This is a genomic window from Streptomyces misionensis (assembly GCF_007896895.1).
Lineage (GTDB): Bacteria > Actinomycetota > Actinomycetes > Streptomycetales > Streptomycetaceae > Streptomyces > Streptomyces misionensis_A.
On the sequence record NZ_VOGW01000134.1, the window covers coordinates 37795 to 43372 of the forward strand.

The 5578-nt window shown below is 74.8% G+C and carries 7 protein-coding genes; 4 read left to right on the plus strand and 3 right to left on the minus strand.

Annotated elements, in window-relative coordinates; translation table 11 throughout:
• Both FRZ03_RS24065 and FRZ03_RS24070 read right to left on the minus strand, forming a co-directional pair.
• Positions 1-619, minus strand: a 619-nt coding sequence (locus FRZ03_RS24065) for an S-adenosylmethionine:tRNA ribosyltransferase-isomerase (RefSeq protein ID WP_186785580.1), incomplete at its 3' end; no start/stop codon positions are given.
• Complete coding sequence (locus tag FRZ03_RS24070) at positions 616-1311, minus strand: SDR family NAD(P)-dependent oxidoreductase (RefSeq protein WP_146467234.1); 696 nt, start codon at positions 1309-1311, stop codon at positions 616-618. The genes FRZ03_RS24070 and FRZ03_RS24065, both read right to left, overlap by 4 nt.
• Before the next feature lie 228 nt (positions 1312-1539).
• Between FRZ03_RS24070 and FRZ03_RS24075 the strand changes: the two genes are divergently transcribed.
• The 3 genes from FRZ03_RS24075 (at position 1540) to FRZ03_RS24085 (ending at position 3729) form a co-directional block, all read left to right on the plus strand.
• Entirely contained in the window at positions 1540-2685 is a 1146-nt protein-coding gene (locus tag FRZ03_RS24075) for a GAF domain-containing sensor histidine kinase (RefSeq protein ID WP_146467235.1), read from the plus strand.
• Positions 2678-3319: a response regulator gene (locus FRZ03_RS24080; protein WP_146467236.1), complete on the plus strand. Its 642-nt coding sequence runs from the start codon at positions 2678-2680 to the stop codon at positions 3317-3319. The genes FRZ03_RS24075 and FRZ03_RS24080 overlap by 8 nt, the downstream gene beginning before the upstream one ends.
• 170 nt (positions 3320-3489) lie before the next feature.
• Positions 3490-3729, plus strand: a complete 240-nt coding sequence (locus FRZ03_RS24085) for a chaplin (protein ID WP_146467237.1) — start codon at positions 3490-3492, stop codon at positions 3727-3729.
• A gap of 115 nt (positions 3730-3844) precedes the next feature.
• On the opposite strand, the gene FRZ03_RS24090 is transcribed toward FRZ03_RS24085, so the two are convergent.
• Positions 3845-4633 carry a hypothetical protein gene (locus tag FRZ03_RS24090; protein WP_146467238.1) on the minus strand — a complete coding sequence of 263 codons (789 nt, stop codon included), beginning with the start codon at positions 4631-4633 and terminating at the stop codon, positions 3845-3847.
• A 150-nt stretch (positions 4634-4783) separates the two neighbouring features.
• On the opposite strand from FRZ03_RS24090, the gene FRZ03_RS24095 reads away from it, so the two are divergent.
• On the plus strand, positions 4784-5578 hold a 795-nt coding region (locus FRZ03_RS24095), incomplete at its 3' end, for an ABC transporter ATP-binding protein (RefSeq protein ID WP_146467239.1).

Here is a 5578-nt window from a genome sequence, read left to right on the forward strand (position 1 = left end):
GGCGCACCAGCTCCGCCACCAGCCGCGCCGTGAAGGGCCGCGCCGCGCTCGGCATCTCCGCGCTGCCCGCCCCGTCCGGCGACGGCAGCGCGAACAGCGTCTGGTACGCGGACAACGGCTGGTCCCGCTCCGTATAGGAGTAACGGATGGGCCGCCCGTGCTCCCGCAGCAGCTCCAGCACCCGCGCGCCCTCGGCCCGCGCCCACCACAGCCGCTCCCCGCGCGCGCTCACCGGCTCCTCGACCACCAGCCGCGCCCCGCCCGCCAGCGCCACCTCCGTTCCCGCACGCGTGCCCGTACGCGCGCGCGTGGTTCCCTCACCGTCCGGCTCCCGCAGCTCCACCGCCCAGCGCCCGTCGTCCCCGCGGGTGGAGAAGTGCACCACCACGCGGGCCGGCCCGAGCCGCCCGTCCACCGCGGCGGCCAGCGTCGGGGAGGTGTTCACCACCAGCAGGTCCCCGGCCCGCAGCAGCGACGGCAGCTCCCGGAACGCGTGGTGCGCGACCCGTGTCCCGTGCGACACCAGCAGCCGTACGTCGTCCCGGTCCCGCCCCGGCCCCCGCTGCTCGGCCGGCACCCGCGCAGAGCGTTCCCGCGGCACCCGCACGACCGTGGTCATCGGCCCGCCACCAGCGCCGGCGCCGCGTAGCGCCCACTGGCCGGCCGCTCCGCCAGCAGCCGCAGGAACCCCGGGACGACGTCCGCGGGCGCCGCGCCCAGCTCCTCTTCCTCCGGCACCGCCGCCGCGTGCAGGTCGGTCGCCATGTCCCCGGGGTCCACCGCCCACACCCGCAGCCCCGGCTCCTCCACCGCCAGCACCGCCGCCAGCTGCTCCAGGGCCGCCTTCGAGGCGCCGTAACCGCCCCAGGTCTCGTACGCCTCGGCCGCCGCGTCCGAGCCGACCGCGATCACCGTGCCCGCCGCCGACGCCCGCAGCAGCGGCAGCGCCTCCTGGACCAGGCCCAGCGCGGCGGTCACGTTCACCTCCAGCGCCCGCCGCAGCCCCGTCAGCGGCAGTTCCGCCAGCCGCACCAGCGGCTCGGCGCCGAGCGCGCTCGCGTTGCTCACCAGCAGATCGACCCCGCCCAGCTCCCGGGCGGCGGCCACCAGCGCGGCCCGGTGCCCGGCGTCCGTGACGTCCCCGGGCAGCGCCACCACCCGGGTGCCGTGCAGGGCGACGGCCGCCGCGGCCTCCCGCAGCGCCCCGGCGCCGCGCGCGTCCAGCACCAGGTCCCAGCCGAGCCCGGCCAGCGCCTCGGCGAGCGCCCGCCCCAGCCCCTTCGAGGCCCCCGTGATGATCCCTACCGGCATGACTACCGTCCCCTCGTCGCATGCCGCCCGCTCGGGCGGTGGGGATCAACGTAGGAACACGCCCCGCGGCACCACCTCGGCCGCGAGCCGCAGAGCCGGCGGTCCCTTCGGCGTACATCACCGGTCCGGGGCCGCGGGTCCTGGGCCGCCCGCCCTAGGTCCGGCGGCCGGGGCCCGTGCCGCGGCAGGCCGATCCGCCCCGCCGTACCCCGCCGGTACGGTGAGGACATGAGTCACGGCCCCCGGTCCGGCCTCGCCGCGGTGAGTTCCGCGCTGCTGGCCATGAGCAGACACCTGGAGACGCGCGACGTCCTCAAGACGATCGTCGCCTCCGCCCGCGAGCTGCTCGACGCGCAGTACGCCGCCCTCGGCGTCCCCGACGATCACGGCGGCTTCGCCCAGTTCGTGGTGGACGGCGTCAGCGACGCCCAGTGGAAGGCGATCGGCCCGCTGCCCCGCCAGCACGGCATCCTCGCCGCGATGCTGCACGAGGCCCGCCCCGAGCGCCTCGCCGACGTGCGCCGGGACCCCCGCTTCGAGGGCTGGCCCGAGGCCCACCCCGACCTCGTCGACTTCCTCGGACTGCCCATCCGCGACGGCGACGAGGTCATCGGCGCCCTGTTCCTCGCCAACAAGAACTGCCCCAGACCGGAAGGCGGCTGCGGCTTCACCGAGGAGGACGAGGAACTGCTCGCCCTCCTCGCCCAGCACGCCGCGATCGCCCTCACCAACGCCCGGCTCTACGAACGCAGCCGTGAACTCACCATCACCGAGGAGCGCTCCCGGCTCGCCCACGAACTGCACGACGCGGTCAGCCAGAAGCTCTTCTCACTGCGCCTGACCGCCCAGGCCGCCGCCGCCCTCGTCGACCGCGACCCCGCGCGCGCCAAGGGCGAACTCCACCAGGTCGCCGCGCTCGCCGCCGAGGCCGCCGACGAACTGCGCGCCGCCGTCGTGGAGCTGCGGCCCGCCGCGCTCGACGAGGACGGGCTGATCGCCACCCTGCGCACCCAGATCCAGGTCCTCGACCGCGCCCACAGCGCCCGCGTCACCTTCACCGGCGCCGGCTACCGGGCGCTGCCCGCGGCCCAGGAGGAGGCCGTGCTCCGAGTGGCCCAGGAAGCGCTGCACAACGCGCTGCGCCACGCCCGTGCCGCGCACGTCGACGTCAGCGTGGAGCGGCGCGGCTGCGGCGCCGTGCTGCGCGTCGCCGACGACGGCGACGGCTTCGACCCGGCCGCCGTCGGCCGCGCCGGACGGCACCTCGGGCTGGTCTCCATGCGCGACCGGGCGAGCGGGGTCGGCGGCACGCTGACCGTGGAATCGGCGCCCGGCAAGGGCACCACGATCGAGATGGAGGTCCCCGGTGGCTGAGCCCATCAAGGTGCTGCTCGTCGACGACCACCAGGTCGTCCGCCGGGGCCTGCGCACCTTTCTGGAGGTGCAGGAGGACATAGTCGTCGTCGGCGAGGCGGCCGACGGCGCGGAAGGGGTCGAGCGCGCCGAGGAACTGCGGCCCGACGTCGTCCTCATGGACGTCAGAATGCCGGGCACGGACGGCATCGACGCCCTGCGCCGGCTGCGCGGACTCGCCAACCCCGCCCGGGTGCTGATCGTCACCAGCTTCACCGAGCAGCGCACCGTGGTGCCCGCCCTGCGCGCGGGCGCCGCGGGGTACGTGTACAAGGACGTGGACCCCGACGCCCTGGCCGGGGCCATCCGCTCGGTGCACGCCGGGCACATCCTGCTTCAGCCCGAGGTCGCGGGCGCGCTGCTGTCCCAGGAGGAGGCCAACTCCGGCCAGGGCAGAGGAGGTTCGCTCACCGAGCGGGAGCGCGAGGTGCTCGTCCTGATCGCGGACGGCCGCTCCAACCGCGAGATCGCCCGGGCGCTCGTGCTGTCCGAGAAGACCGTCAAGACACACGTCTCCAACATCCTGATGAAGCTCGACCTCGCCGACCGCACCCAGGCCGCGCTGTGGGCCGTACGGCACGGGGTGAGCAACTGAGGCGACCCCACGGCGCGTCAACCCCGCGCCGCCGAGCGACTCCCGTCCGGGATGAGATTCATACCGTCGTGGGAATGTCACCCGGATGGCGCAACCCCTGGCGATCTCCGCCGTTCTCCAGTGCGTGCCACGGAGAACCGCCGTGGCGAACGCCTAAGAGGGGTTGGAAAGTGAAGAACCTGAAGAAGGCAGTGGCCGTGACGATGGTGGCGGGTGGCCTCGTGGCCGCCGGTGCCGGCCTGGCCTGTGCCGACAGCCAGGCGGCCGGCGCGGCCCAGGGCTCCCCGGGCGTGGTCTCGGGGAACACCGTCCAGGCCCCGGTGCACGTCCCGGTGAACGCGACCGGCGACAGCATCAGCGTCATCGGCGTGCTGAACCCGGCCTTCGGCAACCTCGGCCTCAACCGCTGAGCAACCACCGCGTCGCCGTCGTCTGAGGCGCAGGCCCCCCGGTCCGACGGGGGGCCTCGTCGTGCCGCCGGGCGCCACCGGCGAAGCCCCCGCCCCTACGGCGGCCCCGCGGGGGTCACCGCGTGCCCCGCTCCCGTTCCTCCACGATCGAGTTGTACGCCGCCACCTGCGCCCGCCGGGCCGTACGCTCCACCGGGCGCAGGGCCTGGGTGCGGGCGGAGATCTCGGAGGCGGTGACCGCGGCGCCGTGGCCGTCGTCCTGGGCCAGGGAGATCAGGAAGGCGACCCGCTGGGCCAGCTCCAGGACGCGCACCGCGCGGGGCGGGTACCCCGGGGCCAGGACCTCGCGGCCGCGCTCCGCCCGGGCCCGGTACGCGTCGATCGCCGCCTCCGCCACCGGACCCGACCCGGCGACGTCCAGCCGGGCGAGCATCGCCGTCGCGTCCCGCAGCGCCTCCGCCAGCTCGCGCTCCGCCTCGCCGAGCGAGGGCACGTCCGCGGGCGGGGCCTCCCGCACCGGCAGCACGTGCCAGACCACCTCGGCATGTACATCACCGGCAGGACCCGCCTCGTACAACTCGGGCACCAGGCCGAACGCCGCGCCGAAGCAGACCACCGCCTCCTCGGCCTCCAGCGCCCGCGCGTTGAACTCGGGCGGCCCGCTGAGCCCCAGCGGATGCCCCGGCGCCGGCAGCGCCACCCGCAGCCCCGTCACCCCCAGTGCCCGCAGCCGCCCCAGCGCGAGCGTGAGCCCGACCGGCGCCGGCTCGCCGGGCAGCCCCGCCACCCGGTGCACCGTGTCGTCGCCCACAATGGCGAGCGCGGCGTCATCCGGAGAGACAAGTCCGGCCAAAAGGGCATTTCCCCAAGCGGCAAGGCGTCCTGAACGCGGTTCCGTGAGCATGCCCCCACCCTAAGGACCGGACCGATGGAATGGACCGGTGCACTCGTGGCGTAGATTTCATATGGGCTGCGCCCACCGGCGCGGCGGACCGAGCCACAGGCGTACGCGACAGCCGAGACCGGCCACACTGCAAGGGGAGACAACGCGCTCATGAGCGATGTTCTGGAGCTTCAGGACGTATCCGTGGTCCGTGAGGGCCGGGCTCTGGTGGACCAGGTCTCCTGGTCGGTGAAGGAGGGCGAACGCTGGGTCATCCTCGGCCCCAACGGCGCCGGCAAGACCACTCTCCTGAACGTCGCCTCCAGCTACCTGTACCCCACCACGGGCTCGGTCACCATCCTCGGCGAGACCCTGGGCAAGGCCGGCACCGACGTCTTCGAGCTGCGCCCCCGCGTCGGCGTGGCCGGCATCGCCCTCGCCGAGAAGCTCCCCAAGCGCCAGACGGTCCTCCAGACGGTCCTCACCGCCGCCTACGGCATGACCGCCGCCTGGCACGAGGAGTACGAGGACGTGGACGAGCAGCGCGCCCGCGCCTTCCTCGACCGCCTCGGCATGAGCGACTACCTCGACCGCCGCTTCGGCACCCTCTCCGAGGGCGAGCGCAAGCGCACCCTCATCGCCCGCGCCCTGATGAGCGACCCCGAGCTGCTGCTCCTGGACGAGCCCGCCGCCGGCCTCGACCTCGGTGGCCGCGAGGACCTCGTCCGCCGCCTGGGCCGGCTCGCCCGCGATCCCATCGCGCCCTCGATGATCATGGTCACCCACCACGTCGAGGAGATCGCCCCCGGCTTCACCCACGTCCTGATGATCCGTCAGGGCAAGGTCCTCACCGCCGGCCCGATCGAGCTGGAGCTGACCTCCCGCAACCTCTCCCGCTGCTTCGGCCTCCCGCTCGTCGTCGAGCAGGTCGGCGACCGCTGGACCGCCCACGGCCTGCCCCTGTCC